We start from the raw sequence: 25,247 nt of genomic DNA on the forward strand, positions 1-25,247 counted from the left end.
ATTAATTCAGTGGCTGATTCTTCTCTGCCATTTTATTGAAGATGGCATTGAAAGATAACGATGCACCATGTGCGATCTTATCAGCAAATTTCTTCTTTAACTGGTAACGAACCTTGATAACGGTTCTCTCTAATGCCAGTTTCATCACCACATCATCACTGGTTGCAATCTCATCAATAAGACCTAAGTCTATCGCTTGCTGACCATACCAATGTTCGCCTGTAGCTACCTTGGCCAGATCGAGCTCCGGACGGTATTGGGCAATAAAGGATTTAAATAGTTTATGGGTCTCCTCAAGCTCCTCTTGGAACTTAGCACGACCTTCATCCGTATTCTCACCAAAAAGGGTTAATGTGCGCTTGAAGTCACCGGCTGTATGCTGCTCATAATCGATATCATGTTTTTTCATCAGACGATTAAAGTTAGGTACCTGAGCCACCACACCGATAGAGCCAACAATGGCAAATGGGGCCGCATAGATTTTATTGGCGACACACGCCATCATATAACCGCCACTGGCTGCGACCTTATCGACACAGATAGTCAAAGGCAGCTCGGCTTGGCGAAGACGGTCGAGCTGGCTCGAAGCTAAACCATAACCGTGAACCATGCCGCCGCCACTCTCAACATTGACGATGACTTCATCACCTGGCTCTGCTATCGCAATGATGGCGCTGATCTCTTCTCTCAGTGATGCGACTTCAGATGCATCGATACTGCCTTTAAAATCGACGACAAACACACGAGGCTCAATCACCTCCTCTTTTTGATTCTTCTGCGCCTTCTCTTTAGCTTTCTCATCAGCCTTGAGTTGCTTCTCATAGGCTTTAAACTGCTTTTTACTGAGTAGCTCCTCTTTAAGATCGTGCTTGAGTGTCTTGAGCTCCTCTGAGACATTCGTCATTCTCAGCTCGCCCTTCTCACTCTTTTGCTTAACGGCTGATGCCAGCACGACAATCACAACGGCAATAATCGACAAAACAACAGTGATTGCCTTGGCAAAAAACAATCCATATTCGTACAAAAATTCCAAAATAGGCTCCGGCTTAATATATTTTTGTTTCTATCAAAAAATTAGGGCTATTCTAACAGCCCTAACCTTAATAACAAATTAACCAATAAAAAACCCGGCTATTGCCGGGTTTTTTATATCGTCCAATGAGTTAAGTTAAATTAACCTGCCGGAACGGCGCAAGGTTGAATCACGCTCTTATCCTGAACCAGGATAGTTGCATCTCCCTTGCCTGCTGTCGAGGCAAAGGTAGCCACCTGTTGCTGCATCTCAACTGTCGCAGCCGCCGAACCTTCAGGTCCTTCAGGGCTGATAATCGAGCTGTGATGACCCTTAGTGAATCGTACTGCACCAGAGCCCGCAGTTGTAGTATCGATGCACTCAAGGCCAAGATTCGCAATCAAGGGCTCAGTACCCGCAGTCGGGAAGCCTTCGACACTGTTTGGCAATACCTGATCAGGCAGATGCTGATCGCCATCCCCCACGACTTCGATTAAGTGAATAGGTAAACCGGTAGCTTTCAACACGGCTGCATGGTTGATTGGATCGGCACTATCGACCGCCGTCTGAACCGCGAAGGCAAAGGTCGGTAGAAATTCAGCATAAACGGCCTGTACAAGCGCCGCGTACTCAGGAGTGTCCGGCTCGTAACCTGCTGTATTAGCTTCATCGACTAATGCCTGGAAAGTATCACTGGCCGTCACATTCTCAAACAACATAGGACCGAAGGTTGCAGAGCCGATAAAGGTACCAGCCAATCCACCGGTTGGTGCCACCAGCGATGCCGCATTAAGCTTATAGACATAGCTTAAGTCGGCGCCGGAATCGGGATGAGTTAAACCGGAACTCGCATAGGTCGCGAAATCGGTACCGACAATGCCGGCAAGGCTCAAGCCCTGTGCACTCATTTTAGTGATATCAAATATCTGAGGCATCTGAGCCTGGGCAAGACCACCTGCAAGGCCGGTTAATGACGCTCTCAAGGCCAGATGATCCAATGTTGCCTGACGGAAATTATCACGCACACTCAAGGTGCTTTCGATATTGATAAAAACTAATGGGTTTCCGTTCTTAAATGCATCAGGTTGACCTATCACGGCGCCATAGGATGGATCAGAAGATGAAACTTCATATATTCCGTCACCGTTAGCATCGAACGAACGTGCGCCATGGAGAGGCATATCGATTGCGATTGTAGCAACCCCCATTGCGGCGTAGGTTCCCGCATAGGCTAAAGCCGTTTCTTTACCACTACCCAAGCCATGCATGGCAAGGTTCGTTGGCCAGCCCGCGACTGGAGGCGTAAAGGGCAAACCTTGAGCGGCATAGAAGCCTGCAAGGCGCTCAGCATTTGGTATAGAGATTAAAACAGGTACGGTCTCGGCGCCGGTAGGTTGTGGGATAGGGTTAAACTTGGTCAGATGCTTAGCCTTATCCGCCGCAGTACCATCATCAAGTAACCAGGTCTTACCGGCCAGAAGCGCCGGATTTGCGATTCCTTCCGCCGGATCAATGTCATAAGCCATTGCTTGAGCGCCATAAGTCTGTTGACTCATGGTACCCGATTCAAGTGCCAGCAATACCGAAACCGGACTATCGCCAAGGGCCTTCCATGAACCGTCGATACCGGCGCACATAACAGAATTACAAGTTCCATAGGTAGGCAGAGTCGCCTGTGCGGTATACACATCGGCTAAGCTCGATACCACATAGGCAGCGCCATCGGCAGGAGTCAAACCAGCGGCCTGGGCCACTGTGATCCCAAGAGGATGCTGAACTGGCACAGAAATAGAGGGTGCAAACGGGTTACCCGGCGTCGGGTCGACCATAAGCAGTTTAGAGGTCTCATATACATCTGCTACCGACTGAGTGGTAAACAGGCCTGAGTAACTGATAGTCGCAGAGTCCACACCGTGAGCGGCCGACATACCTTTTTCGTAACTATTAACTAATGTTTGCAGCATTAGCTGATCGGGAGTTTCGAGGGGTTTAGTCTCAATATCTAATTTAAGCAGTAAATATGTGCCTGATGGCGCGATGCTGCGACCTTCGGAGTCTTGTATCAGATCGGTCGTTGCATAGATATATGACTGATTTGGCTTGAGGGGCTTAAGCGGCACTATGGCTATCGTGTTTCCCGATCCCTTAGAGACAAAATCGACGCCGAATTGAAGTTCAGCACCCACCTTACAAGCGGAAACCGAAGGTGCGGCTTTACACTCAGGATCCATAGATAGCGGGCCACCGACAGTCGCCTCAAACACTCTTACCGCACCGGGTTGAAATACCGAAGCAACATCTAAAGATAATACGGTGCCATCATGATCGGTTGCCGGGTCGACGTTAATAGAGATAGGTGCAGTGGTAGACCAGCCATCGAGTGCGCCAAGTGCCATAGAGGGGTCGGTATAATCACTCGACCCATCGGCTTGTTCACCCGGAATGTTAATGGTGCCATCGAGTGTGCCACTAAAGAGGAGATCGTTTGGCAAGGGAACATCACCAACAGCTGGATCAGGATTAAATAAAATATGAGACTCAGGGATCAGAGGCTCAACCTTATCCGTGAGTTCGTCGACACTATCTTCACTACATCCTGTAAGCCCAAGCGCAGATGCAATAGCAACACCCAAAAGGAGTCTTTTCATCTTTTTTCCCCAAATCTTGTTGTAATAATTTTATTTTCAGCAAAAAATTGGTCACAATAGTCGAAATGTATGACCAAAGAGGACTTTTCTAAGTCCTTACCTAAGCTAAAGTTAACGTAAAAATATTGAGTTAGCTACAATTTTGTCACATTCGACCAACGAATAGACGAACAATAATTAATCATTTGTTTAAAACAAGTGTTCATCACATCAGTGACTCTAGAGGTGGCGGGCTTTTCCGTCGATAGGAAATATTGACTCATGTTGGAATATCAAGCTGCAAAAGATCTACTTATTAACAAAACGATACTCGTTACAGGCGCGGGTGACGGCATTGGGCGCGCTGCTGCGATCAGTTTTGCAGAGCATGGCGCCACGGTAATACTTCTTGGTAAGACAGTTAAGAAACTCGAAGCAGTATACGACGAAATTGAGCAGGCGGGTTACCCGAAACCAGCGATCGTCCCCTTGGATCTGAAAGGCGCTACCGAGCAGAACTACTTGGATATGGCGCAAACTATTGAAGAGCAATTTGGTCACCTGGACGGCTTGCTGCATAACGCAAGCATGTTGGGTGTTTTAGGTCCATTCGAGCATATCAATATGGACTCAGTCAACGAAGTCATGCAGGTCAATGTGATTGCCGAGATAATGATGACTAAAGCGCTGCTACCTGTGATGAAAAAGGCGCCGCAGGCATCTCTGGTATTTACCTCCAGTGGTGTGGGTAGACAAGGCCGAGCATTCTGGGGCGAGTACGCCATCTCTAAATTTGCTACCGAAGGCATGATGCAATCCATCGCCCATGAATATGATGGTTCCAACCTGCGAGTTAACAGCATTAATCCAGGTGCGACTCGTACAGCGATGCGAGCCAACGCATACCCAGCTGAAAACCCACAGACACTGAAAACCGCAGAAGAGATCATGGCCACCTATCTGTATCTGATGGGCAATGACTCTGTTGGCGTCAACGGACAGCAGCTTAACGCACAATAAATGCTTGTTGCCGAAACTACTGGCATCAACTTGCCCTGAACACATTATCTGTTCAGGGCACAAACTATTCTAGCCGCAAAATACCCGCCTCCATCCTTTGCCAGTCATCTTAGGATGACAGGGTGCAGACAAATAGCTCATAGTAAATAACAGGTACAAAAAAAGCCGCATCAGCGGCCTTTCATAGGTAGAACAAACACATCGCGGTTAACTTAACTGCGTTGACGAGTATTCTTACCAGCAGTAGCTTTATGCTTATGTACTGCACGTTTAATCTTAGCGCTCTTCACCTTAGCACGCGCGACGCTATGCTTATCGGTACCCATCAAGGTGCGATTTTCGTTCTCCATACCTGCGGTTTTTCTCAAGTAATTGACCTGTTCCAGCGTCAACTCAATCCAACCACCACGAGGCAGTGATTTAGGCAACTCGATACTACCGTAGCGGATACGAATAAGGCGGCTGACTTGTACTTCTTGAGATTCCCATAAACGACGAACTTCGCGATTACGTCCTTCAGAAAGCGTCACGTGCCACCACTTGTTCATCCCCTCACCACCGGCAGCTTTGACTTTATCAAAGTTTGCAGGACCATCTTCGAGGGTAACTCCCATACGAAGGTGTTGGATACAGGCATCATTCACTTCACCGAAGGTACGCACGGCGTATTCACGCTCAACTTCATTCGATGGGTGCATCAAACGGTTTGCCAACTCACCGTCAGAGGTAAACAGCAATAAGCCAGAGGTATTGATATCCAATCGACCCACTGCAACCCAACGTGAATCACGAGTTTTAGGCAGGCGGTCGAAAACTGTTGGACGACCTTCAGGGTCTTTACGACTACAGATCTCACCTTCCGGTTTATGATAAGCAATCACCCGGCAAACGATATCTTCTTCGGACTTAATTGAGATAGCACGGCCATCAATACGAACTTTCGCATCGGCTTCTATTCTGTCACCAAGACTGGCGATTTCACCATCTATACTAATTCGACCTGCAGCAATCCATGCCTCCATCTCACGACGGGAGCCATGGCCTGCACGGGCCAAGACTTTCTGCAATTTTTCACTCATTAGTAGACTCTTCTATGTTTTGTGTATCTTCAGGCCCAACCTCTTCTTGTGTTTTCTCGAGAGAATTCACATCAGAAAATAGGGCCGCTAGTGACTCAGTATCCGTCAGCGGTGGTAAGTCCGCTATGGTATCTAAGCCAAAGTAGGCTAAAAATTCTGTCGTAGTCGCATAAAGCGCGGGTCTTCCCGGCACCTCTTTATGCCCCACCATTCTTATCCACTGCCTGTCGGCTAAACTTTTTATGGTATGACTACTCACCGCCACACCACGAACAAACTCTATATCGCCACGTGTCACAGGTTGGCGATAGGCTATCACTGCCAAGGTTTCCAATGTTGCACGTGTGTACTTAGGCGCCTTTTCCTGCCATAAGGGTTGAAGAAAAGGACTCAGGGATTCAATCGATTGAAATCGATATCCCCCCGCTACGCTCACTAACTCTATGCCTCTACCTTGGTAGTCTTGCTGCAACTCTTCAATTGCTAATTTAATCTTAGCTCTTGATACATTAAAGTTGACTAAAACCGTCTCTTTCAAACTTTTAATCGAGACCGATTTACCCATAACAAATAGGCTCGCCTCGATAAGTTGTTTAAGCTGATCCGGATTTATCTGCAGCTGTTTTTTCTGACTCAATCAATACGCCTTAACATATATGGTTGAAAATGGTTCACTCTGCCTTAAGTCGACTAAAAGCTCTTTTATCAACTCCATCAAAGCCAAAAAGCTCACAACGACACCACTTCTCCCCTCATTGACATCAAACAGCGCTTCAAACGGGAGGTACTCCTCACCATCAAGCATGGCTAATATTTGACTCATCCGCTCTCGCGTAGACAACACCTCACGCTTCACATGATGATGCTCAGTCGCTTCGATCCTTTTCAGAACAGAACCAAAAGCTCGGGCAATATCGGTCAAAGACACTTGAGGCGGCAGTAATACCGGTTTGATATTATCTGCAGGTGTCGCTTTAGCCTGAAACACATCTCTTTCGAGACGAGGGAGGTCATCCAACCGTTCCTGTGCTTCCTTGATGACTTCATAGGCCTTTAGCTGACGTATCAACTGAGCCCGGGGGTCTTCTTCATCCTCATCTTCTAATTCCGGCCTTGGTAACAATAATCGAGACTTAATCTCGGCTAAGGTTGCAGCCATCACTAAATAATCGGCAGCCAGTTCAACCCTGCTACCCTGAAGAAGATTAATATATTCTAAATATTGCTCGGTCACAGGCCAGATAGGAAGTTCAACCACATCTAGCTTCTGTTTGCGGATCAGATATAAGAGAAGATCTAAGGGGCCTTCGAAAGACTCAAGAAAAACTTCAAGCGCTTCAGGCGGTATAAATAGATCCGCCGGTAATTGCTTTACCGGCTCACCTCTGACAATAGCCAAGGGTAAACTTTTTTGAGTCCCTTGCATCCACTGTCCTCGGCGTATCAATAATTCATATAGGCTAACCCGGATTAAACCACGCAGATTCTGCGTTATGGCTCCAAATCCGCGAAAGCGCGCGATTATACCTTGTTAGGCAGGTAATGCACAGCCTTATATAAAGGGAGTCACATCCCCGGCACCCTCACGCAGCACCTCAATATCCCCTTCGGACATATCAATAACTGTGGTGGGCTTCTCTCCTAAATAACCACCATGAATGATCACATCCACCTGATGCTCCAATATATCGCGAATATGTTCAGGATCCGATTCGGTAAACTCTTCCCCGGGCAAGATAAGACTGGTCGACATCAGAGGGGCATCTAACGCCTCCAGTAGCGCGAGGGCAATAACATTGTCAGGCACCCTGATCCCGATAGTTTTCTTCTTGGGATTTTGCAGGCGCTTAGGTACTTCCTTACTGGCCTTAAAAATAAACGTATAAGGACCCGGGGTATTCTGCTTCAGCACCCGATAGGCTTGATTATCGACTCTGGCATAGGTCGCCAGTTCAGATTGGTCACGGCACATAAGAGAAAAATTATGATCGTTATCAATCTGACGGATGCGTGCAATTTTGCTCATTGCATCCTTCTCACCCAATAAACAGCCCAGCGCATAGCCAGAGTCTGTAGGATAAACTATGACGCCACCATTTTTAATGGCATTCACCGCTTGATTAATTAATCGCGCCTGCGGGTTCTCTTCATGTACGTAAAAAAACTGACTCATCTCACTTCCATCCAATTATCCATTTGGCAAGCTCTACACAAAGAGCTGCATTTAGCCGGGAGCCTCTGCGGTCCACAGAATTCAGGCTCTCCTTGGGCTGTTTATTTTCTCATCATTAACATAAAAAACACTAGGTTGCCTGCTCAAATGAGCAATATTATAACGAGTAATGACATCCAATAATGTTAAGCTTTTACCCAATTATCCATTTGCCAAACCCAATTGACACCTTTAGGTTGGAACATATTTTTTCCCAACTCAGTCCAGCTACCGGGAAAGTGGAAATCACTCCCAAGAGAGGCGAACAATTCATTTTTAAGGCTTAGTGCAATCAGGTTGTTTCTATCTTCCAGCGTTTGCTGACTGACCACCACCTCCATGGCGTCACCATGGGCCTCTTTAAACTCCCTAACCAAACGTTTAACCCACTTAGCCGAGAGTTTATAGCCACTGGGGTGTGCCAAGACAGCAACGCCACCGGCGCGGTGAATGATCTCAATAGCCGTAGCCATATCCGACCAATTATTGGGCACATACCCTGTTTTCCCACGAGCTAAATATTTCTTAAACACATTAGCCATACTGGTGGCATAACCCTTTTCGGCTAGCCATCGAGCGTAATGGCCACGACTCAATGCCGCATCGCCCGCTAAAGCCTTAGCTCCTTCATAAGCGCCTTCTATACCCGCTTTGCCAAGCCGCGCTCCAATCTCTTTCGCTCTCAGCTCACGCAGATTACGTTGATTTTTCAAAAAATCATCGAGTTGAATATCTTCAAGGTTAACATTAAGGCCCACAACATGGATGTCATGGTTATGCCAACGGGTAGAGATCTCAACACCATTGATTAACTTCAGAGGGGTTTCATGACGCGTGTTATAGCTATGCGCTTCGGCTAAACCTGCAATGGTATCGTGATCGGTGATTGCAAACATCTCGACACCATTACCAATAGCTCTTTCGATTAACTCAGAAGGAGTCAGTTGCCCATCGGACGCTGTCGTGTGGCTGTGAAGATCCGCCAATAAAATTTCATCTGTCATTAGCTTATTCTACTTGAGTTTATTACCAAAAGGGGAATAAACATGACTAATCACTTAATTCACTCCCATCTATCCCCAATAAGGCAATAATCTCAATGATAATCATGAATTCTGATCAAAAATGTAAAAATTAACAATATTCAATTGACAGGGTTCACCCGCAAATGCTTTTATATAACCACTTGAGAGACAATCGCTCTCTTTAAGTATTAATTTTACATGATCTTATTGAAGGGTTCGAATGAACACATTTTCACAAGCACAAAGCATTAATTGGTGGTGGCACTTCCCAACTTAGCGGGTGGTGTGAAACTCTGTGCTCATGTAAAAGAGACAAGATTCAACAAGAAGCCCGCATAGATTGCGGGCTTTTTTGTACATGAAATTTAGTACCAAGATTAGCTAAGCAGCCTCTAATGCGATAAAAAACTATTAAAAAGCGAGAGACCAGATGAAGATAGCTCAAGTAAAGACGAGTAAAGAGAGGATCACCTATCATGCCGATCCCCTCCGCTTGTATCAGCATCTTACCCAAGACGCACCACATACTATGCTGCTCGAATCGGCAGAGATAGATAGCAAAGACCATCTTAAAAGCATTGTGATGACACACGCTGCCATGATGATCCGTTGCGATAGTTATCGACTGACCTTCACCGCCTTGAGCGAAAATGGTGTTGAGCTTCTTAGCGGCATTCAACACTTCTTCCATGGGGCAGAGTCGCACTTAGAGGCAGGCATATTAACCCTAACCCTGAGTAAAGAGGCCGCTCAACTCGATGAAGATGCCAGACTAAAATCCACCTCTCCTCTCGATGGTCTCAGGGCATTAATCAAAGAGATAGATTGCGGCGACACCCCCGCTTTTGAAGACCTGTTCTTAGGAGGTGTACTGGCCTATGATCTCATCGATACCGTAGAGCCGCTTCCTCAGGTTCCTCAAGGTGATAACACCTGCCCCGATTATCTGTTTTATCTCGCTGAAACACTCATTTTAATCGATCATCAACAGCAACAAGCCGACATCGTCACCCATCAATTCAACGCAGTTGAACAGCTCCCCTCTTCACAATATTCCACTGTGCTGGAGCAAAGAGTACAATCGCTGCAAACGATGTCATTACAAGAGAGCAAGATTGATGAATTAATCACCCTGGATGCACAGACCCAGGTCAACATCAGCGATGAATCATTTAAAGCAACGGTTAATGAGCTGAAATCGCACATTGTCGCCGGCGACATTTTTCAGGTAGTGCCGTCACGCAGCTTTAGCCTCCCCTGCCCCAGCACAATAGGGGCATATCGCGCGCTGAGACAAACCAACCCAAGTCCCTATATGTTCTATTTCAGGGGTGAGGACTTCACCCTGTTCGGCGCTTCTCCGGAAAGCGCGCTCAAATATGAGGCTCAAACCAATCAAGTGGAGATCTACCCTATTGCCGGGACCCGAAAACGCGGGAAAACGGCCGATGGCGAGATAGATTTCGATCTGGACAGCCGTATAGAGTTAGAGCTTCGCCTGGACAAGAAAGAGTTATCGGAGCACCTCATGCTGGTCGACTTGGCGCGCAATGATGTGGCCAGGATCAGTCAAAGTGGCTCACGTAAAGTGGCCGAGCTGTTAAAGGTCGACCGTTACTCTCATGTCATGCATTTAGTCAGTCGCGTTACCGGCCAACTTAGACACGATCTCGATGCGCTACACGCCTATCAGGCCTGCATGAACATGGGCACACTGACCGGCGCGCCGAAAGTAAGTGCAGCACAGTTGATCCGCGGCGCCGAAAAAGCGCGCCGTGGCAGCTATGGCGGAGCCGTTGGCTACGTTAACGGTCTGGGAGATATGGATACCTGTATCGTCATCCGCTCTGCATTTGTCAAAGATGGTACTGCCTACATTCAGGCAGGAGCCGGCGTCGTATTTGACTCCGACCCACAAGCAGAAGCCGATGAAACCCGTCAAAAAGCGCAGGCCGTTATATCAGCAATCAAACTAGGAGGCGGACAATGAAACTATACTTACTCGATAACTTCGACTCGTTCACCTATAACCTGGTCGACCAATTCAGAAGCCTGGGCTTTGAGGTTGTCATCTACCGTAACGATGTCGATGCAGACTTTATTGCAGGCAAAATTCTCAGCGAAGCAGATAGGGCCGCACTTGTGCTATCCCCCGGACCTGGAGCCCCACATGAAGCGGGTTGCCTGATGGAGCTGGTAGCAAAAGTTGCAGGTAAAGTCCCAATGTTAGGTATCTGCCTGGGCCATCAGGCGATGATTGAACATTTCGGTGGCAAGGTCGAACGCGCGCCACAGGTTGTTCACGGTAAAGCAAGTCCGACATATCATCGAAATGAGGGGGTATTTCAAGGTCTACCATCTCCGCTACCCGTCGCTCGCTATCACAGCCTAGTCGCGACTCAAGTTCCTGACTGCCTCGATGTGATCGCAACAACGGAAGATATGCCCATGGCCATCTCCCATCGACAATACAAAGCGGTCGGTTTTCAGTTCCATCCGGAATCGATACTCACCACCCTTGGCAGTCAGCTGCTGATCCAAACGCTTAATTATCTAACTTGCACTGAAGCAAAAGAGGGAGCCGACGCATGAGCGACAGCACAGATTTACAACCACTCATCGACAAATTGTATCGAGGTGAGAGTGTCTCACGCAGCGAAGCCAAGCAACTGTTCAGCTGCATTATTAATGGTGATATGAGCGAAGCGGCAATGGCAGGCATGTTAGTCGCCATGAAAATGCGCGGCGAAACCATAGATGAGATCTCCGGCGCAGCAGATGCGCTTATATCGGCGGCAAAGGCATTCCCAAGTCCAAGTGAAACGACTCGAAAACAGGGAATCGTCGATATTGTCGGTACCGGAGGCGATGGCCATAACACCATCAATATCTCCACAACGGCAGCCTTCGTTGCAGCCGCATCCGGTGCGAAAGTGGCTAAACATGGCAATCGTAGTGTCTCGAGTAAATCAGGTTCATCTGATCTGCTGGCACAATTTGGTATCGACCTTACCATGGCGCCACAGACCGCCCGCGATTGCTTAGATGAACTCGGTCTCTGCTTCCTGTTCGCACCTCATTACCACGGCGGGGTTCGCCACGCGGTTCCCGTCAGACAGGCACTCAAAACCCGCACCCTGTTCAATGTCCTGGGGCCACTCATCAACCCCGCCCATCCGGACTACATACTGCTCGGCGTTTACAGCGAGGAGTTGGTTCAACCTATTGCAGAAGTACTCAAAGCGCTGGGCATGAAACGCGCCATGGTCGTGCATGGCAGTGGACTGGACGAAGTCGCAGTCCATGGCAATACTTCAGTCTGTGAGCTCACAGACGGCAAGCTGGTACATTACACTTTAACGCCAGAGATACTAGGCGTGCCCAAGGCCAAACTGAAAGAGTTAGAGGGCGGAACACCCGAAGAAAATGCCGAGTTCACCCGCGCAATCTTACAGGGTCAAGGTCAGACGCCGCATACCAACGCGGTCGCGGTTAATGCGGGCTGCGCACTGTACATTTCAGGCGTGTGTGATAGCGTCAAATCGGGTACGTCACTGGCACTGGACACGATAGCCGGCACCAAGGCCTATACACTTCTTGAGCGGCTTGCCAGTGCAAGCGCTAACCAAGCAAAAGTCGGAGCATAACCGTGAGCAGTTCATCCACAACAAAAGAAAGTAACGTGCTAACCAAAATTGTTGATACCAAAGCGGCACACATGGAAGCACTGAAATTACGTTTTCCGGAAGCGATGCTCGAGCCAAAGATCTCCGACCGTAGCCTGTACGAAGCCCTGAAAGCCCCCAATGCCAGATTTATTTTCGAGTGTAAGAAGGCCAGCCCTTCCAAGGGACTCATTCGTGAAAACTTCGACGTCGAAGCGATAGCCGATGTCTACAACGAATATGCCGCCGGGATCTCCGTACTTACCGACGAGAAATTTTTTCAGGGTGATATGGATTATATCCCCAAGGTACGCGCCCGCGTTAAACAGCCAATCTTGTGTAAAGACTTCTTCATCGATACCTATCAGGTTAAGCTCGCCGCACATCAGGGTGCAGATGCCATCTTGTTGATGCTGTCCGTACTCGATGACGAGCAATATCGCATATTGGCCGCTGAGGCCGAAAAATACCAGCTGGATATGCTCACCGAGGTGAGTAACGAGCAGGAACTTGAACGCGCTATCGCCCTGAATGCGGCGATAATCGGCATCAACAATCGAAATTTGCGCGACCTTTCAACTGATTTAGCCACCACCGAAGCTTTGGCGCCCCACATCCCTGCCGACAGAGTCGTCATCAGCGAATCAGGCATCTACAATCAGGCGCAGGTCCGTCGTTTGAGTCCCCTGGTCGATGGCTTCTTAGTGGGCAGCTCTTTGATGGCCGAAGAGGATCTGGATCTTGCCTGCCGCACCCTCACCCTGGGCCATAATAAAGTGTGCGGTCTGACACGTAGCGAAGATATCCAAGCCGTTGCAAACTCGGGGGCTGTCTATGGCGGTTTGATTTTCTACCCAAAATCTCCCCGTGGAATTAGCCTTGAGCGCGCCACCGAGCTCCTCGAGCACCACAGAGCCACCGGACCCGGACTTAATTTCGTTGGTGTCTTCGTTAATGAACAGCCGCAAACCATCGCCAAGATAGCAAACCAGCTCAATCTCTTTGCCGTACAACTCCATGGTGGAGAGTCTGAATATGAGATCGACCAGGTCAGAGCAGCACTGAGCAGCATGACCTGTAATGCACAGATCTGGAAGGCGGTCGCCGTCAATGCCGATGTGGAGAACCAAAGCACAATCACGGTGCCCGCAAACGTGGACCGGGTATTGTTCGACAGTAAGAGCAGTAAATCCGGTGTATCACAGTTTGGCGGCACCGGCCTGACCTTCAACTGGCAGCAGGCACTACCGAATAAACAAGCGGCCATGTTAGCCGGTGGCTTAAGTGCGGAGCTGGCGTTAGAGGCGAGTCAACAAGGCTTTTATGGACTGGACTTTAACTCCGGACTGGAAAGCGCACCGGGCATTAAAGATCACGAAAAAATAGCGACAGCGTTTAGTGCTCTGAGACAGTATTAACATCTGACAGTACTAATATCAAAAATAGAATTTTAAACAGAATTTTTAACTTTAGAAATTATGGTCAACATTAGCTCAAGGAATTGGACTCGACATCAAGGTCGAGTCCAATAACCAGAGGTATTTTGAACCGAAATTAGGAATTATATTATGACCAAGCTCGACCCCTACTTCGGCGAATACGGTGGCATGTATGTCCCGCAGATATTGATGCCGGCCCTCAAGCAACTCGAGACCGCCTTTGTCGAGGCTCAAGAGGATGAAACGTTTAAAGCCGAGTTTAGTGATCTGCTAAAAAATTATGCAGGCCGCCCAACCGCACTGACGCTCACGCGTAATTTGAGCCCGAACCCTCTGGTCAAAATCTACCTAAAACGCGAAGACCTGCTTCACGGCGGCGCACACAAGACCAATCAGGTTTTAGGTCAGGCCCTACTTGCGAAACGTATGGGGAAAAAAGAGATCATTGCCGAAACCGGCGCCGGGCAACACGGTGTAGCCACCGCCCTCGCTTGTGCACTTTTAGACCTGAAATGTAAAGTCTATATGGGCGCAAAAGATGTCGAACGTCAGTCACCTAACGTATTTAGAATGAAGCTTATGGGCGCCGAAGTGATCCCTGTCACCTCGGGTTCTGCTACGTTAAAAGATGCCTGCAATGAAGCGATGCGTGACTGGTCCGGCAGCTACGATAAAGCCCACTACCTATTAGGTACAGCGGCAGGTCCTCACCCGTTCCCGACTATCGTACGCGAATTTCAACGTATGATTGGTGAAGAGACCAAGAGGCAGATTTTAGAGCGTGAAGGCAGATTGCCCGATGCGGTTATCGCCTGTGTTGGTGGAGGTTCAAACGCTATCGGTATGTTTGCGGACTTTATCGAAGAGGAGTCAGTTAAGCTTATCGGTGTTGAACCTGCGGGACTCGGCATCGATACTCCTATGCATGGCGCGCCACTCAAACACGGTAAGACCGGGATCTTTTTCGGTATGAAGGCTCCACTGATGCAAGACGGCGAAGGACAGATCGAAGAGTCCTACTCGATATCTGCCGGCCTCGATTTCCCTTCAGTTGGCCCACAGCATGCGCATCTCGCTGCCACTGGCCGGGCGACCTACGAGTCCGCAACCGATCAAGAGGCATTAGAGGCCTTCCAGTTACTGGCTCGCAGCGAAGGGATAATTCCGGCGCTCGAATCGGCCCATGCTTTGGCCTACGCTATCAAGTTGGCAAAAGAGGCAACGAAAGAGACCTTGCTTGTGGTTAACCTATCGGGCCGCGGCGACAAAGATATCTTTACCGTCGCTGACATCCTGGAAAAACAAGAAGTTGAGAAGCAAGATACTGGTATAGAAGGTAACAAGGAGAGCGGCGATGACCGAATCTAAACAAGCAGGCCGTTATCAGGCAGCGTTTGCCGCACTAAAAGCTAAGAATCAAGGCGCATTTGTTCCCTTTGTCACCTTAGGCGATCCAAGCCCTGAACTGTCATTGAAGATTATCGATACCTTAGTAGAAAACGGCGCCGATGCACTCGAGCTGGGCTTCCCGTTTTCAGACCCTTTAGCCGATGGTCCCGTCATTCAAGGCGCAAATCTACGCGCACTCGATGCAGGTACGACTCCGACGCAATGCTTCGACATGCTTAATGCCATTAGGGCTAAATATCCGGATCTCCCCATTGGCCTGCTGTTATACGCCAACTTAGTGTACGCCAACGGTGTCGATGCCTTTTATGCAAGAGCCAATGCTGCCGGTGTCGACTCGGTATTGATCGCCGACGTGCCTGTTGAAGAGGCCGAGCCATTTATCTTGTCGGCTAAAAAGCATGGCATTGCACCTATCTTTATCGCACCGCCTAATGCAGACAGTGAAACCCTTAAACTTGTCAGTGAAAAAGGTGAAGGTTATACCTACCTCCTGTCCCGTGCGGGCGTTACCGGTACCGAATCTAAGGCAGGAATGCCCATAAGTGATATTCTGAATCGCTTAAAAGAGTTCGATGGCGCGCCGCCACTGCTTGGTTTCGGTATTGCCGAACCTGCTCAGGTGAAGGATGCCATACAGGCTGGCGCCGCAGGTGCAATATCCGGCTCGGCCGTGGTCAAAATTATCGAAGCGAACAAAGATGATGAAAAAGCCCTGTTAGCTAAGCTGGCTGAATTCACCCGTAATATGAAGGCGGCTACCTAGTTAACTCTGGTTGTTCCGGCAAAAAAATAGCGCCTTTTTGGCGCTATTTTTTCTTCTATGTATGAATGAATTTAACCCTCTTTGGCCAGGTACGCGATGATCTGATCCATATCGAGATCGTAATCATCGGCCGTGACACACTTAACGATTAACTCTTCCGTAGTCGAGGCTAGATCGATATCTTTATCGACTTCAAAATGGTTGGGGTGCAAACAGTAAAATGGCTTCACTCTCGGCCGGATAGGATCTTCAAGGTTATGGCTCTCGACGATGGCCAGTCTGTTCGAGTCTAACTCCACCAATGCACCCACCGGGTAAACACCCATGCACTTGATAAAATGATCGACCAACTCATCATCTAACTCATTGTTCTTTGCCAACGCGCGTAAAATATTGAACGCCTTCACCTGTGGATACCCCTGCTTATAACAACGGTTCGAGGTCAAGGCATCGAAAATATCGCAGATAGAGATCATACGCCCATAGATTGAAATATCGATGGCTGAAACACCATTAGGATAACCGCCACCATTGAGCTTTTCATGATGAAGCCTCGCCACTTCCAGGCTCAGCTCACTGATCTCCGGCGTTCTTTCTATGGTATCGATAGAGTGTTGAGCGTGGGATTTCATCACCTCAAATTCATCATCGGTCAGCTTTCCCGGTTTATTTAAGATGTTATCGGGGATCATGATCTTACCGACATCATGCAGAAAGCCTCCCACCGCTAGCTTTCTCACTGTCTCCTTTTCAATTTTGAGATAAAAACCGAAGATGGTGATGAGTACGGATACAGCCACTGAGTGTTCAAGCAGATACTCATCTTTATGGCGAATATTGATGACACAGGCAAGTGCGTCCGGATTATCGAAGATAAGATCGATAGATTCATCGGTGATGTCGCTCACTGGCCCCAAATCCAGAGGACAGCCATTTTGAGCATCGTGAAACAGTTGTTTTTGAATATCCTTAGATCTGTCGAACACTCGCTTGGCCTTAATCACTTCTTGCTGAAAACGCTGATCTGACCAACTGGATTTATGTCTGAGAACTTGGCGCTGGGAGGGAGCGGTACTCGGTTTATCGATTTTAGCCATCACCTTGGTCTTGCTGGTGTCGATGAGGACTTTTTCTATTCCTTTTCTTTTTAATCCATCGATGATGCCCTCACTCTCAAGCCAGTGAGCCTTGACCAGATGAAACTTTTCTTTCGGCCAGGTAATTTCCAGGACATACATGCCAACACGGACTTTGGAGATATCCCGCTCAACAATCATAAATCGAAGCTCCATTTCACCATCATCATTGTCCAACCTCAAACAAAGCCAAAATAAAGGACCGGTCCATATCAGTATGGTTCAAAAAACCAACAAAATTCAAGTAATCGATTATACGTCATTCAAAATTTGAGAACTTGCCCGATAATATACCCGCTGGCATATAGCACTCCCTTTGGCAGGAAACCTTGGGAAGGAGTCTTGGAAGGAAGCGATGGAAAGAAATCATGAAAAGAAGCGTTGCAGAAGACAGCGCCAACCATGACATTGTTTGGGAGTTTAACTCTAGTTCAGAACTCTGGTTATGCAGTCCAATGAAGCACGTCATCACAGACCAGGTTGAGTAGATCTTCATCGTGGGAGATAACCAGCAGGCCAAGTTTGCGTCTATAGGCCTCCTCATCCAAAGCCTGCCAGATCTGTTGCTGAGTGATCATGTCCAGGTGCGCGGTTATCTCGTCGCAAATCAAGTACTCGGTAGATGGGATCAAAGCACGAACCAAATTTACCCGCTGCAACTGTCCTCCTGAGATCTGCGAAGGACGCCTGTTCAACCAGCCAGGTTCGACCCCGTAAAGGTCGAGCAACACCATAAAGCCATCACCTCTCCAACTCTCTCGCAGTGATTGCTTAATCGTCAGGCGAGGATTGAAAGCAAACTCACTCTGCTGAATAGCCCACTGCACCGGATTAGCGCTCCCTTTGGCAAAGTCCGGCAAGGTTAATTCGCCCTGGCTCAGAGGCTCAATACCAGCAAGCACCTTAGCAAGCGAAGATTTTCCAAGGCCACTGGGTCCGAATAATCCCAATCTTTGGCCCGGTGAAAGTGTGAGGTCGGGAAAACGAATTTGAGTGTTACCATATTCTAAACCGGCGTTACGCAACTGCAGCATCTGTTCTCCTCCAGTTACCGGGTATGGCCTGCCAAAGCGCATAGGTATAAGGTGCACACAGCCCCTTGAGTATCTTATCCGGGGTCGTTTTTTCCACTAATCGCCCCTCTTTTAACACCAAGATATCATCGGCCACCGTCAACAGGTGCTTAAGGTTATGGCTGATCACCAGTATCCCCCGGCGCTCCTCGGATGCAAGCCTTGCCAGATACTCATAGAGTTCAGTCGCGCTGGAAGTATCCAAGCCACAACAGGGTTCATCGGCAACAACAAAGTCAGTCTGCTGCCAGGTAGCTTGGGCCAACAGTGCCTTTTTCGCCATCCCTCCGGAGAGCTGATGGGGGTAACAGGCGGCGATCTTGCGGCTAATATTCACTGTCTGTAACTGAGAAACTCTATTATCCGCCCCCGGAGATATACGCCTCATTAACTGTGAGATAACCCTGCGCAGCGGGTCCAGCACACTTGCCGACTGCGCCGACATGGCGACCCGTTGACCTTGGGGTAAACTCACCTCCCCCGAAAGCGTGAATCCCCGCGGTACACTCCCGAGCAGAGCTTGCGCTAACAGACTTTTACCACTGCCACTGGCACCGATAACTCCGGTTAATTGACCCGCAGTCAGCTCGAAACTCAGTGGTGACAGTAAATTCATCTCTTTCGAGTAGATCGATAACTCATTAACCTTAAGCAAACTCACCTCCCGACACATGGGTTTGAGGGCCTCTACGCAGCGCTGTAATTAACGCATTGGCGATATAAGATAAGATAAGCAGGCTGATTAACAATAATCCCCCCGGGCATAAGGCTAACCACCAATGCCCGGTAAGAAGATATTGACTAGCCTGGGATAGCAAAGCCCCCATAGAAGGGTTTACCGGATCGAGACCGAAGCCTAAAAAGGTCAGCGCTGCCATATGAGTTAATGCATGGGGAAACAGTAACACGCCCCCCACCAACCACTGCGGAATAACATGGGGCAACATGTGACGCCTTATCACCGTCAAGGGGGATTGACCGAACTGTTTCGCCAATTGAAAATAGGGAGCGTTGGCAATGGCCTGCATCTCGAAACGCAGCAGCCTAGTCAGTCTGGGCCAGTGGCTCAAGGCTATGGCCATGATTAAGCCATGTTGTGCTCCTCCAAAGGCCAACGCCAGAAGGATCAGCAACAGGAGATGTGGCAAAGACATAAACACATCCACCAACAGATCCACACACCAACGAGCGGCGCAGTTGACCTGAGCGAGCATGGCTAGCAGCAAGGCGATAGAGCAACTTAACGCCACAGCAAGCCCTCCGGTATAGAAGCTGGCCAGCAATGCCTTAAGGCTACGACTGAAGAGATCTCGTCCTAGCCAGTCGGTACCAAACAGGTGATTGAGTGACGGCGGCAAGTTTTTATCAAGCAGAGAGAGTTCAGCTCCCGAAGATGGCCACAAACCAGCCAAAACAATCAAGGCTAACAGGCACAGTGACAGAGTAAGAACTGTTGGCTGAGCAAAGGCTTTTCTCATCTTTTATCTCCGGCCAACAGAGACTTAGAGAGGCCGTTAGCACTCAGGTTACCAACGAAGACTAAAATCGCCGATATCAAGGTGCAGCCCATCAACAACGCCGTATCATTGGCCAGGCCGGCTTTCACCAGCGTCGAACCTAATCCGGGGAAATTAAACACCGTCTCGGCCAGAATAGAGCCACCAAATAACTCGGCAAAACCGGCAAAGTGCAGCACGATGGCAGGCAATAAACTGTTTTTGATCACGTGATAACTCAATACTGAGGCTTTGCTGTCCCCATGAAGCCGTGAATATTCCACAAAATCACTATCGAGCACATCGATCACTTTTTCCCGTGTATGCAGCACAATCGGTGCCATATGCACAAGAGCCAAGGTCAATACCGGAAGTAGGAGATGATAAGCCATGCTCAACAGGCTTTGTTCGCTAAACTGCATCCCGAGAGGCGCTGCGCAGCACACAGGCGTCAAACTCAATGCCACAGAAAATAAGCTGATTAATAGCATGCCTAACCAAAATGAGGGGATACACGCCACTAACCAGGCACAGTTACGGATAATTTTATCGAGCCAACGCCCCTGGTAGAAGCCAGCCAACAGCCCTAATGCATAGCCAAAGATCAATGAAGCAAGCCAACTCAAGCCGATAAGCAACAAAGAGATAGGAAGGCGTTCCTTAATAATATCGAACACACTCTGTTGATAGAGAGGTGAAAATCCCAAGTTTCCCTGGACAAGCTCACACAACCAATGCCACATGCGTTGAGCCACAGATTGATCCAGGCCTAACGAGGAGACTAACGCCGCCTTCTGCTCAACGGAGATCCCGAAAAGGTTACCATTCAAATAGCTATTTATGGGATCCAGCGGTGACCATGCCAGTAGCAGATAGGCTAAGAGGATAACTAACACCAGCTGCAATGCCAATCTTAAGCCTGTCGCCAGCATTGATGGATACCTGATGGAAAATGGGGAGCTTACTGACATGTCCAGCGCCAGTCACTGATGTTATTGGCGAGTGGCCACCCATGACCGTGGGGCTCAATTCCTGGATGACCGAGATCCAGACAGCGGTTTGCGGCATACAGATGGCGAAGGTTCACCAACCAGGTCCAGGGGAGATCCTGACGGATAAGTTCCTGAGCCTGTCGCCAATACGGCAGTGACTCCTCCCAGGAGGCTGCGTGCCGGGCACCGTCGAGAACGGCATCTAACTCGGCATTAGCGTAATAACCCGCGTTGTAATAGTCCCGCCCCCGATATTGACTGTGATGCACAAATCTCACTTCACTGGCCGAATGGCTACCGAAGCCAAATAACACAGGTTGGTTATGCATATGCTTATAGATGTTCTCCCAACTGTCACCTTTCGGGCGTATCTCAATACCTAAGGGCTTAACCATCTGCGCTACCGTTAAGGCCAGCTGTTCGCGAATACTGTCACCGGCAAGGTAGTAGAGTGTCATGCTCGCCCTAAGTCCCTGCTTTTGACGTACGCTATCGATAAGCTTCCAGCCTGATTGCTCCAGTAGTGCTATCGCCTCAGTCAGCTGCTTGTCATGAGGCTTCTGTATAGGGATCTCAGCTGGCCCCCAGGGTAAACCGTCGGCAATTGAATATGCCACTGTTGCGTGACCATCGAGCAACTGATCCACGAGAACATCGCGATCTATCACCTTATCTATGGCCTGACGGATAGCCAGCTGGGCTGTGACATCATTTCCTATATCAGCCGTTTGAACATTCTGCATGGGCCAGGAGATCCCACGGTTATCAACCGACTCTATGCTCCAGAGTTTAAAGCCGGCAGGCAAAGCTTGAGCGTAGCGCGGCGCTATAGCCGCCAGATCCAGTTGGCCGGCCACTAAGCGCGAATATCGGCTGTCCTCATCGCTAAATACTATGAGTAGTTTTTCAAAAAATGGCTTCTGTCCGTAATAATAGGGATTTACTTTAACAATTAACTGTTGCCCCCTATCCCAACGTACCAGTTCAAATGGCCCGGTGCCAACCGGCATTTGACCATAACCTGAATTATAAGAGTGAGCGGGTACGATTCCCAGATTAATAAAATTGTCAATAAAGTTAATGTCTGGATTTTTTAATTCAAATGATAGTGAATCATTGGAGGTAATAATGACTTTAGACAAGTTAGTTAAGTCATGAACAGTTGCAGCACCTTTTGCAGTGTCGAATGTGAATTTAATATCTTCAGCCGTTAACTGAGTTCCATCACTAAATAACACTCCATCTCTTAATTTAATATCCCAGTTCAATTTATCTTTAGATAAAGTCCAGGATAAAGCTAAATCAGGGGCTAATTCTAATTTACTACCCCGTTTTATTAGCGAAGACTGAAATAGAGGGTCATTATACTTACCCCAACCATAAATCGGGTCAAATCCACTATCCGGTTCGGCGCCTAAAGCTATGGTTAATGTATTAGGCTGAGCACTAGCTGAATTAACAAAAACTAAAGTATAAAACAGACTGATAATAACAAGTAATGTTCTCACCTATGATGCTCACCTTTGAAAAACGATGAGTAATACTACTTTCAGATTCGTAACACCACAACTGTTCAACTCCTCTTAAGGACTTATTTATCAAGATAAAACGAGCATACTTGACAGAGATCACAGTTCAATTAATGCATTGGTACAATATGTATAGGATACTAGCTCTACATTAGCATTTAAGTATCTATCGATTATGTCCGACGAAACTATTCGCTTTACCGTATCCCTGCCAGAGTCATTGTTTAAAGAGATTGAGTTAGATCAACAAGAGCGTGGTTACCAGTCTCGATCCGAGTATATCCGGGATCTGTTCAGAGATCGGATCGTCGATAAACAGTGGAATATCAGCAAGGAAGATGTAGTTGGCGTACTCACCTTAGTGTTCGATCACCACCAACGCGGACTGTCAGAGAAACTCATCGAGATCCAGCATAATCATCTGGTGCATGTACTTTGCAGCACACATGTACATGTGGATCACCATAACTGTTTAGAGACCATCATCATCAAGGGCCAGGCATCTGAGGTCAACTTGCTGGTTAACCAAATCTCCGCGCTTAAGGGAGTCAAGGTTGCTCGTCTAAGCCGAGCCGGAATTGTATAAGCCATTATTACTTCCTGAATAAGCTTATGCTAAAGGTGGCACTTATTTATATAGTGCCGCCTTTTATTTTATTTACACCACCCCAGTAATACTTTTGTAATTTTTTTCACATCAAACGTCTCAATAATGATCTGGCGCAATTTTGTCACCATTAAAATATCTATAATCCGCAAGAAAAATATTATCAAACTGCATCCAACGTACAAACAGATTAAAGGGATTATAATGTCTAAATTAAAAATCAGTTATGCAATAACTCTACTCTTATTATCTAACTATGTTATTGCCGATGATGAAATAGAAAGAATATCGGTTCATGGAATTGAATATCAAACAGAAGGGACTTATAACAATGTCGCTCTTGGTAGTGACGTGACAATTATAAGTCAGGAGATGATTGTTCAAGCCGGTAGTGTCGACATTAATAAGATTTTAACTCAGTTTGTACCAGGGCTTTTTGCTAATGGCCGGGCGGGTCGTCACACCGATACCGATTACTCTTTGCAGGGCAGCCGTCCGAAAGATATTCTCTGGCTGATTGATGGTAACAGGCTAAACAACCGTCTCTATGGATCGACCTATACAGACACGATAAACCCCATGATGATCGAGCGTATTGAGGTTATCAAAGGGGGACAAGCAGCCATCTACGGATCCGATGCCATCGCAGGTGTTATCAACATTATAACTAAGCAATACCAAGGCCATGATCAGGGAGAGATCTCTTTATCTGCAGATTCATTGCCAAGCTATGATGCCGGCGGCTTCGTCAATGCTGAAGTAGGCGACTTTCAATACACCATCAGCGCGAGTACCAGTCAATCTGAAGGATATCAACTCTGGGCCGATGAAGAGTACTCACCGACAGCCGCGTTAGATAAAGAGCGTGGCTATCAGATGAATAACTTCAGCGGAAAACTTCGCTGGCAGCCCAACGAAAATAATAGTGTCAGCATATTTACCCAACTTAACAAGGGAAAGCTAGAGCGTCCGCTGGCTTACAATGCAATCTTAAGCGAGAACGACAGAGAGCAGCAACTCTCCTACCTCGACTGGCAATATCAAGCCAGTGAACACCTGCTGCTACAAACCAAGGTTCATTATCAAGAGTGGGACTCTCATTACAGTGAAATAACTAAGGATAAACAAGGAAATACAGAAGTTGCATATTGGAATTCATACTGGGGTTTTACCGACATGGGAGCAACAATATCGGCAAATTACCTTACCGATACAGGATCGCAGCTCCTCACGGGTGTTGAGTTTCAGCAGTATGATGGCGCCGATGAGGTGATGGAATTTGTCGCTGAAAAAGACGACAACTATGCTGCATTTATCCAATACCAGCCGACATTAAATGCACTGCCCGATACAGCTCTCTCCCTGGGTGCAAGATTCAACCGAATTTCAAACAGTGACCAACACTGGGTAGGCTCATTAGGTATTACCCATGTGTTGAACCAACAATGGCAGCTGAGAGGGTCTATCGCTAATGGGTACCGCCAACCCACGGCTGAAGAGTCACAATCGCAAGTCGGCACCTTAGGTAATCCGGAACTCGAATCTGAAACGAGTAAGAACATTAACCTGGGAGTCACCTTTCAGGGAGAAACCCATATCACTTTCGATGCTTTTTGGCGGAATATCGATAACCTGATTGAAGCTACCGATCTCGGCAATGCGGTCTGGCAATACAATAATGTGGCAGGAGATGTCACCAGCTTTGGCGCAGATTTTCATCTTGTCACTAACTTTACCGAAAATCTGGAGTTTGAATTTAGTGCGGGCTATGCCAATGCAGAGCGCCAGGATACCGGTGAGCAGATCTCACGAGTACCTGAGTTCACCGGATTTAGTATGCTTAATTATCACACATCAGATGAACTTAACTTCTGGCTCAGCGGAAAGTATGTAGGGAAATTCCTGGATTACGGGCTAACCGCTGGCGACTATGTTATCGCGAGTCTGGGTGCCCAATATTGGTTAACCTCAGATCTTAATCAGCAAATCTCATTCACCATAGATAACCTTTTCGATAGTGAAGTGACTCAGAGTATCTTCAAGCACGGCCACCGCGCCGAGTACCCTATCGCATCACAGGGTGCCCCCCGCACACTACAGGTTCAATATCGCTATCTGTTCTAGTTCCATTTCAGGCCTTGCCGGGTAACCGGCAGGGCAAA

Annotated in this window: 22 protein-coding genes and 1 other annotated feature; of the genes, 9 read left to right on the plus strand and 13 right to left on the minus strand. The window is 47.9% G+C overall.

What is annotated here, in order from left to right; genetic code table 11:
- Position 1 precedes the first annotated feature (1 nt).
- Together sohB and EKG39_RS00500 are read right to left on the minus strand one after the other, a co-directional pair.
- On the minus strand, positions 2 to 1,033 hold the full coding sequence (gene sohB / locus EKG39_RS00495; RefSeq protein WP_126503203.1) for a protease SohB: 1,032 nt from the start codon (positions 1,031 to 1,033) through the stop codon (positions 2 to 4).
- 140 nt (positions 1,034 to 1,173) lie between these two features.
- On the minus strand, positions 1,174 to 3,660 hold the full coding sequence (locus tag EKG39_RS00500; RefSeq protein WP_126503205.1) for a VolA/Pla-1 family phospholipase: 2,487 nt from the start codon (positions 3,658 to 3,660) through the stop codon (positions 1,174 to 1,176).
- Positions 3,661 to 3,921: 261 nt separating this feature from the next.
- Between EKG39_RS00500 and EKG39_RS00505 the strand changes: the two genes are divergently transcribed.
- Positions 3,922 to 4,659: a YciK family oxidoreductase gene (locus tag EKG39_RS00505; protein ID WP_126503207.1), complete on the plus strand. Its 738-nt coding sequence runs from the start codon at positions 3,922 to 3,924 to the stop codon at positions 4,657 to 4,659.
- A 212-nt stretch (positions 4,660 to 4,871) separates the two neighbouring features.
- Here EKG39_RS00505 and rluB read toward each other — a convergent pair whose 3' ends face one another.
- The 5 genes from rluB to rnm form a co-directional block, all read right to left on the minus strand.
- Positions 4,872 to 5,738 carry a 23S rRNA pseudouridine(2605) synthase RluB gene (gene rluB / locus EKG39_RS00510; RefSeq protein ID WP_126503209.1) on the minus strand — a complete coding sequence of 289 codons (867 nt, stop codon included), beginning with the start codon at positions 5,736 to 5,738 and terminating at the stop codon, positions 4,872 to 4,874.
- Positions 5,731 to 6,357: an SMC-Scp complex subunit ScpB gene (scpB, locus tag EKG39_RS00515; RefSeq protein WP_126504680.1), complete on the minus strand. Its 627-nt coding sequence runs from the start codon at positions 6,355 to 6,357 to the stop codon at positions 5,731 to 5,733. The genes rluB and scpB overlap by 8 nt, the downstream gene beginning before the upstream one ends.
- Positions 6,358 to 6,375: 18 nt before the next feature.
- A complete protein-coding gene (locus EKG39_RS00520; RefSeq protein WP_126503211.1) occupies positions 6,376 to 7,164 on the minus strand; it encodes a segregation and condensation protein A in 789 nt (262 codons plus the stop codon).
- Between the two features lie 126 nt (positions 7,165 to 7,290).
- Entirely contained in the window at positions 7,291 to 7,911 is a 621-nt protein-coding gene (locus tag EKG39_RS00525) for an L-threonylcarbamoyladenylate synthase (protein WP_126503213.1), read from the minus strand.
- A gap of 185 nt (positions 7,912 to 8,096) precedes the next feature.
- The gene (rnm, locus tag EKG39_RS00530; RefSeq protein WP_126503215.1) at positions 8,097 to 8,954 is read right to left on the minus strand and encodes an RNase RNM; all 858 of its coding nucleotides are present in this window, start codon (positions 8,952 to 8,954) and stop codon (positions 8,097 to 8,099) included.
- 268 nt (positions 8,955 to 9,222) lie between these two features.
- Positions 9,223 to 9,331: a sequence feature (Trp leader region), on the plus strand.
- A gap of 74 nt (positions 9,332 to 9,405) precedes the next feature.
- Here rnm and EKG39_RS00535 point away from each other — a divergent pair.
- The 6 genes from EKG39_RS00535 to trpA all read left to right on the plus strand — a co-directional run bounded on the left by EKG39_RS00535 (position 9,406) and on the right by trpA (position 16,252).
- The gene (locus tag EKG39_RS00535) at positions 9,406 to 10,965 is read left to right on the plus strand and encodes an anthranilate synthase component 1 (RefSeq protein WP_126503217.1); all 1,560 of its coding nucleotides are present in this window, start codon (positions 9,406 to 9,408) and stop codon (positions 10,963 to 10,965) included.
- Complete coding sequence (locus EKG39_RS00540) at positions 10,962 to 11,567, plus strand: aminodeoxychorismate/anthranilate synthase component II (RefSeq protein ID WP_126503219.1); 606 nt, start codon at positions 10,962 to 10,964, stop codon at positions 11,565 to 11,567. Before EKG39_RS00535 ends, EKG39_RS00540 begins: the two co-directional genes overlap by 4 nt.
- A complete protein-coding gene (gene trpD / locus EKG39_RS00545; protein WP_126503221.1) occupies positions 11,564 to 12,622 on the plus strand; it encodes an anthranilate phosphoribosyltransferase in 1,059 nt (352 codons plus the stop codon). The genes EKG39_RS00540 and trpD overlap by 4 nt, the downstream gene beginning before the upstream one ends.
- A 2-nt stretch (positions 12,623 to 12,624) precedes the next feature.
- The gene (gene trpCF, locus EKG39_RS00550; RefSeq protein WP_126503223.1) at positions 12,625 to 14,058 is read left to right on the plus strand and encodes a bifunctional indole-3-glycerol-phosphate synthase TrpC/phosphoribosylanthranilate isomerase TrpF; all 1,434 of its coding nucleotides are present in this window, start codon (positions 12,625 to 12,627) and stop codon (positions 14,056 to 14,058) included.
- Between the two features lie 150 nt (positions 14,059 to 14,208).
- A complete protein-coding gene (gene trpB, locus EKG39_RS00555; protein WP_126503225.1) occupies positions 14,209 to 15,447 on the plus strand; it encodes a tryptophan synthase subunit beta in 1,239 nt (412 codons plus the stop codon).
- Entirely contained in the window at positions 15,434 to 16,252 is an 819-nt protein-coding gene (trpA, locus tag EKG39_RS00560; RefSeq protein ID WP_126503227.1) for a tryptophan synthase subunit alpha, read from the plus strand. Before trpB ends, trpA begins: the two co-directional genes overlap by 14 nt.
- A 71-nt stretch (positions 16,253 to 16,323) precedes the next feature.
- Here the strand turns inward: trpA and EKG39_RS00565 are convergent, their stop codons facing one another.
- From EKG39_RS00565 to EKG39_RS00590, 6 genes are all read right to left on the minus strand, one after another.
- Entirely contained in the window at positions 16,324 to 17,529 is a 1,206-nt protein-coding gene (locus EKG39_RS00565; protein ID WP_126504681.1) for a cyclic di-GMP phosphodiesterase, read from the minus strand.
- 302 nt (positions 17,530 to 17,831) lie between these two features.
- Complete coding sequence (locus EKG39_RS00570; protein ID WP_126503229.1) at positions 17,832 to 18,422, minus strand: ATP-binding cassette domain-containing protein; 591 nt, start codon at positions 18,420 to 18,422, stop codon at positions 17,832 to 17,834.
- On the minus strand, positions 18,406 to 19,122 hold the full coding sequence (locus tag EKG39_RS00575) for an ATP-binding cassette domain-containing protein (protein WP_246028383.1): 717 nt from the start codon (positions 19,120 to 19,122) through the stop codon (positions 18,406 to 18,408). The genes EKG39_RS00570 and EKG39_RS00575 overlap by 17 nt, the downstream gene beginning before the upstream one ends.
- A complete protein-coding gene (locus tag EKG39_RS00580) occupies positions 19,109 to 19,939 on the minus strand; it encodes an ABC transporter permease (protein WP_126503233.1) in 831 nt (276 codons plus the stop codon). The genes EKG39_RS00575 and EKG39_RS00580 overlap by 14 nt, the downstream gene beginning before the upstream one ends.
- Complete coding sequence (locus tag EKG39_RS00585; RefSeq protein ID WP_126503235.1) at positions 19,936 to 20,928, minus strand: ABC transporter permease; 993 nt, start codon at positions 20,926 to 20,928, stop codon at positions 19,936 to 19,938. The genes EKG39_RS00580 and EKG39_RS00585 overlap by 4 nt, the downstream gene beginning before the upstream one ends.
- Positions 20,919 to 22,457: an ABC transporter substrate-binding protein gene (locus EKG39_RS00590; protein WP_126503237.1), complete on the minus strand. Its 1,539-nt coding sequence runs from the start codon at positions 22,455 to 22,457 to the stop codon at positions 20,919 to 20,921. The genes EKG39_RS00585 and EKG39_RS00590 overlap by 10 nt, the downstream gene beginning before the upstream one ends.
- A gap of 196 nt (positions 22,458 to 22,653) precedes the next feature.
- Between EKG39_RS00590 and nikR the strand changes: the two genes are divergently transcribed.
- A complete protein-coding gene (gene nikR, locus EKG39_RS00595) occupies positions 22,654 to 23,064 on the plus strand; it encodes a nickel-responsive transcriptional regulator NikR (RefSeq protein ID WP_126503240.1) in 411 nt (136 codons plus the stop codon).
- 225 nt (positions 23,065 to 23,289) lie between these two features.
- On the plus strand, positions 23,290 to 25,209 hold the full coding sequence (locus EKG39_RS00600; protein WP_126503241.1) for a TonB-dependent receptor plug domain-containing protein: 1,920 nt from the start codon (positions 23,290 to 23,292) through the stop codon (positions 25,207 to 25,209).
- The last annotated feature ends 38 nt before the right edge of the window (positions 25,210 to 25,247 follow it).

This window comes from Shewanella atlantica (assembly GCF_003966265.1).
Lineage (GTDB): Bacteria > Pseudomonadota > Gammaproteobacteria > Enterobacterales > Shewanellaceae > Shewanella > Shewanella atlantica.

What these genes read in the sequence shown, in the direction of transcription:
- EKG39_RS00500 (WP_126503205.1), bottom strand. Translation starts at nt 3,660, where the DNA reads ATGAAAAGACTCCTTTTGGGTGTTGCTATTGCATCTGCGCTTGGGCTT.
- EKG39_RS00505 (WP_126503207.1), top strand. Translation starts at nt 3,922, where the DNA reads ATGTTGGAATATCAAGCTGCAAAAGATCTACTTATTAACAAAACGATA.
- rluB (WP_126503209.1), bottom strand. Translation starts at nt 5,738, where the DNA reads ATGAGTGAAAAATTGCAGAAAGTCTTGGCCCGTGCAGGCCATGGCTCC.
- EKG39_RS00520 (WP_126503211.1), bottom strand. Translation starts at nt 7,164, where the DNA reads ATGCAAGGGACTCAAAAAAGTTTACCCTTGGCTATTGTCAGAGGTGAG.
- EKG39_RS00525 (WP_126503213.1), bottom strand. Translation starts at nt 7,911, where the DNA reads ATGAGTCAGTTTTTTTACGTACATGAAGAGAACCCGCAGGCGCGATTA.
- rnm (WP_126503215.1), bottom strand. Translation starts at nt 8,954, where the DNA reads ATGACAGATGAAATTTTATTGGCGGATCTTCACAGCCACACGACAGCG.
- EKG39_RS00535 (WP_126503217.1), top strand. Translation starts at nt 9,406, where the DNA reads ATGAAGATAGCTCAAGTAAAGACGAGTAAAGAGAGGATCACCTATCAT.
- EKG39_RS00540 (WP_126503219.1), top strand. Translation starts at nt 10,962, where the DNA reads ATGAAACTATACTTACTCGATAACTTCGACTCGTTCACCTATAACCTG.
- trpD (WP_126503221.1), top strand. Translation starts at nt 11,564, where the DNA reads ATGAGCGACAGCACAGATTTACAACCACTCATCGACAAATTGTATCGA.
- trpB (WP_126503225.1), top strand. Translation starts at nt 14,209, where the DNA reads ATGACCAAGCTCGACCCCTACTTCGGCGAATACGGTGGCATGTATGTC.
- trpA (WP_126503227.1), top strand. Translation starts at nt 15,434, where the DNA reads ATGACCGAATCTAAACAAGCAGGCCGTTATCAGGCAGCGTTTGCCGCA.
- EKG39_RS00565 (WP_126504681.1), bottom strand. Translation starts at nt 17,529, where the DNA reads ATGATTGTTGAGCGGGATATCTCCAAAGTCCGTGTTGGCATGTATGTC.
- EKG39_RS00570 (WP_126503229.1), bottom strand. Translation starts at nt 18,422, where the DNA reads ATGCTGCAGTTGCGTAACGCCGGTTTAGAATATGGTAACACTCAAATT.
- EKG39_RS00580 (WP_126503233.1), bottom strand. Translation starts at nt 19,939, where the DNA reads ATGAGAAAAGCCTTTGCTCAGCCAACAGTTCTTACTCTGTCACTGTGC.
- EKG39_RS00585 (WP_126503235.1), bottom strand. Translation starts at nt 20,928, where the DNA reads ATGTCAGTAAGCTCCCCATTTTCCATCAGGTATCCATCAATGCTGGCG.
- nikR (WP_126503240.1), top strand. Translation starts at nt 22,654, where the DNA reads ATGTCCGACGAAACTATTCGCTTTACCGTATCCCTGCCAGAGTCATTG.
- EKG39_RS00600 (WP_126503241.1), top strand. Translation starts at nt 23,290, where the DNA reads ATGTCTAAATTAAAAATCAGTTATGCAATAACTCTACTCTTATTATCT.